Source organism: Enteractinococcus helveticum (assembly GCF_020742345.1).
Lineage (GTDB): Bacteria > Actinomycetota > Actinomycetes > Actinomycetales > Micrococcaceae > Yaniella > Yaniella helvetica_A.
Map to the genome: position 1 here is coordinate 1 of NZ_DYXC01000083.1, position 3,324 is coordinate 3,324.

Here is a 3,324-nt window from a genome sequence, read left to right on the forward strand (position 1 = left end):
AGGTCTCCTGGATCAAACCGATCGCGGGCTTGTTCGACCCACTGCCGCATACCTGGTACCCACCAGTCGAATTCTGGCACGAGCAAGACGGTGCGACGTCGAGGTGCGCCGCCGCCTGCGGCTTTCCCCCATCGCACATGCATAGCAGCGTAGCGTCCCCAATGTTTGGCTTCGGAGTTGTAGTGCAGATCTGCAACATCCAATTGTGCCAACTCATTCCGCCTCAGCCCGAATGCGTAGGCGGTCTTGAATATTTGGGAGTCTCGAAGCGCGGCCAGCGCGCCTTTCTTCCCTGAAGACGCAAGTTCTTCGACTTTGGCATCGGCCGTGTCAAATAAGGTTTCAACCTCGTCAAATGTCAGAGGACGGCGTTTTCCAGACCCCTCGTATTGAGCCTTATGTGCGACCGTATTCCAGGGCAGACAAACCTGTACAGGGTGGTTACCAAATTGGTGTTCACAAATCTCCACCCAGTCATAATTTGGATCGATCAAATACGAACAAAACGTCTTAATGACGTTGTGATTGTGCCGCATAGTTGACAGGGCAATGACTCTACGATCTACCCCGGAGATAAAATCCTCCACATCCCCAGCGTTCCACTCCCAGGGCATCTTTCCAGAAAACTCCTGCAACCGAACGATAAGACGACGCCGAGTCGCAATGGTCGTCGAACGCAGCCCCCGACTGTGCTGTTGGCTTTCCCAGCCACCAAGCATTGCTTCAAACACCGTCGCTTCCGGCGTTGCTAAAGCCACATTAGAAGAGCCCGTCACGGCGCGAAGAGTGCGGATCAAGCCATCTGAATGTTGCATCACATACAACAATGTAAGGCTAAATGCATCATCGGTCAAGAGCCGGTCGAGAAAACGTGGACTATGTTGGGTAAAGTTACAGCAGTGGACGAGAATGATCGCTTATTGTCGAGTCAAAGAATGATTGCGAGTTGCATTTCGTGCAACAGTCGACGGTTCATCACCCGCGAGGACATATCCCCGTAGAGCTCATAATTACTCGAGCGTGCCACAAGCCCCATTTTCTCCGCGCCGGCTTGGAGTTTAAACCACGGATACCCCATCGGAATGCCAAGCGCTTTAGCCTCGTTGCTCAGGGACACACAGCAACCGTCATTATTGGATAGTACGACGACGGGCCGGTCAATCAAACTGGGATCGAAAACGCGTTCGGCCGAGACGTAGAAAGAGTTCACATCGACTAATCCAATGTAGTCATCTCTGGAGTTCACGTGAGCCGTCACTAGCAACCCCTTCATTAGTGTTCTGACGCCGAGGAGCTGGCCTTAGTACGGCCAGGCATCCATTCTCCGATGAAGTAAAGCTAGTCTAAGCAGAAAAATAAAACCAACAAAAACGGAACGTCCAGGTACCAGCCAGGCCTATATGCGTCAGATACGGTCGTTTTTGACACACTGATCTCGGCGCTTCTCCTGTTTATTTAAGCACCAATGAAAACCACGGTTTCGGCTTAAGGGTTTTGTTGCAAGACTCAGTGTCAGTTTCTATGTCGCAGATCCTTGAAGCGCCCTGGGTTTTGTTCCGTTTGTTATACGGGACTCAGGGCGTGAGCCTGGGTCATATGATAGCTGGCCTCGACTTCTGCCGGGGTCTGATAGTCCAAGGCTTCATGGACTCAGGTGGTATTCCACCAGTGCACCCAGTTCATCGTCTCGAACTCGACTTCGGTGACTGTGGTCCAGGCCGGCCGAGCATAGATCAATTCAGTCTGATATAACCCGTTGACCGTCTCCGCTAGCGCATTGTCGTAGGCCTCTCCAGCACTGCCAACCGAGGCCGTTAGACCAGCTGTGGCCAGGTGCTCGGTGTAGCGAATACTGACGTATTGGGTAGGTTCAATCGCTGTGATGGACCAACCCCTCCAGCGCCTGGTCTTTGGCACTGAGTAACGCATGTTCTAGCGCTTCCAGCGGTAGTGCATCGGTACGCATGGTGGTCCGGGTCGACCAGCCCACGATCTTCCGACTAAACGCATCGGTGACAAACGCGGTATAGCACAACCCGCTGGTGGTCCGAACATAGGTAACATCCGCCACCCATAGCTGATGCGGCGCGTGCACCTTGAAGTTCCGGTTGACTAGATCCGGCCGATGATCTGGCACCTTGGCTGACACGGTGGTGCGGGGTTTGCGGCCACGCACGACACCGCTGATTCCAGCAAAACGCATGAGCCGGGCGACTTGGTCACGACCTACTTCCCAGCCAGCGCGGGTCATGGCATGCCACATTTTGGCCACCCCATAGACCCCATCATTTGCCTGGTGCAGCTCTTTGACCACCGGAATCAACATAGCATCCCGGCGCGAACGAACACTGGAAGGCCGGGCTTTCGCCGCCCGGTAACCGCGTGCGGTGATAAACCCACGGCCTCTCGCACCCAAAACCCGACAGATGGACATCGTCTTGCGAAACGATCCCTGAACATGCCAATGTATCGAATCATCTCGTCGTGGGGCGGGCCAGCTCCGCTTACAAATTAAGCGGGTTAAGGCCCAGAATGTGTGTATGGGATTGGAGTCTTCACCTGGTAACTATTGGCGACTAGGGGTTAGCACTTGCTGATAAAGCATGTGTGGTGAAAAAACTTGATAATTCCCCACGGTGTGGGATATGTGCATCCAAGTTGGTCAAGAACGGGAAAACCAGTGCCGGCAAGACTCGTTGGCGATGCAAACACTGCGGAGCGTCAACCACTCAGCGCCGTCCTGATAGTGTGGCTAAAGCCCAATTCACCGTGTGGTTGGACTGGCTACTATCAAAGAAAAGCCAACGCGATCTGCCCATGTCCAGATCAACGTTTCAACGCAACACGTCTTGGTGTTGGCAGGTGATCCCGCAGGCGGAATCTACCGGAGAAATTCACCGGTGGATCATGCTGGATGGCACCTACTACCAGGACATGTGCGTGCTGATCGCAGTGACCAGAGATCATGTGATCGATTGGCAGTTTTGTGACCGTGAAAAGACCGTGGCCTGGGAAGCCCTGCTGGCCAAAATCCCAGCCCCCGATATCGCCATCGTCGATGGCCAACGCGGTCTACTATCCGCCATTAAAAATATCTGGCCCGATACGAAAATCCAACGCTGCTATTTCCATATCCAGCTCACCGGCACCAAGTACCTGACCCGCCGACCGGTACTGGAGCCTAACAAGACGCTACGAGCCCTCTACACCTCGTTGACCGACGTGGACAGCCTGGACGAGGCGACCGGCTGGTTGACCGAATTCCACGCCTGGTATCAGCAGCACCAGGACTTTCTGAAGCACCGCAGCTATGTGGCCACTACT

Annotated in this window: 4 protein-coding genes and 2 pseudogenes; 2 read left to right on the top strand and 4 right to left on the bottom strand. The window is 54.1% G+C overall.

Going from position 1 to position 3,324, the window contains the following annotated elements; all coding sequences use genetic code 11:
• The 4 genes and pseudogenes from K8V32_RS07610 to K8V32_RS07625 form a co-directional block, all read right to left on the bottom strand.
• The coding region (locus K8V32_RS07610; RefSeq protein WP_303905332.1) for a tyrosine-type recombinase/integrase at positions 1 to 815 on the bottom strand (815 nt) is incomplete at its 3' end.
• Positions 816 to 973: 158 nt separating this feature from the next.
• A pseudogene (locus tag K8V32_RS07615) lies at positions 974 to 1,273 on the bottom strand (Y-family DNA polymerase); the annotation flags it as partial.
• A 377-nt stretch (positions 1,274 to 1,650) separates the two neighbouring features.
• Positions 1,651 to 1,917, bottom strand: a complete 267-nt coding sequence (locus K8V32_RS07620) for an integrase core domain-containing protein (protein WP_303905335.1) — start codon at positions 1,915 to 1,917, stop codon at positions 1,651 to 1,653.
• Positions 1,871 to 2,326 carry an IS3 family transposase gene (locus K8V32_RS07625; protein ID WP_303905339.1) on the bottom strand — a complete coding sequence of 152 codons (456 nt, stop codon included), beginning with the start codon at positions 2,324 to 2,326 and terminating at the stop codon, positions 1,871 to 1,873. Before K8V32_RS07625 ends, K8V32_RS07620 begins: the two co-directional genes overlap by 47 nt.
• A gap of 284 nt (positions 2,327 to 2,610) precedes the next feature.
• Here K8V32_RS07625 and K8V32_RS14735 point away from each other — a divergent pair.
• Both K8V32_RS14735 and K8V32_RS07630 read left to right on the top strand, forming a co-directional pair.
• Positions 2,611 to 2,721, top strand: a pseudogene (locus K8V32_RS14735) (IS1/IS1595 family N-terminal zinc-binding domain-containing protein); the annotation flags it as partial.
• A 27-nt stretch (positions 2,722 to 2,748) separates the two neighbouring features.
• Positions 2,749 to 3,324: transposase (locus K8V32_RS07630; protein ID WP_303905343.1), on the top strand; the 576-nt coding region annotated here is incomplete at its 3' end.

Coding starts and splice junctions, on each gene's coding strand:
- K8V32_RS07625 (WP_303905339.1), bottom strand. CDS start 2,326: ATGTTGATTCCGGTGGTCAAAGAGCTGCACCAGGCAAATGATGGGGTC.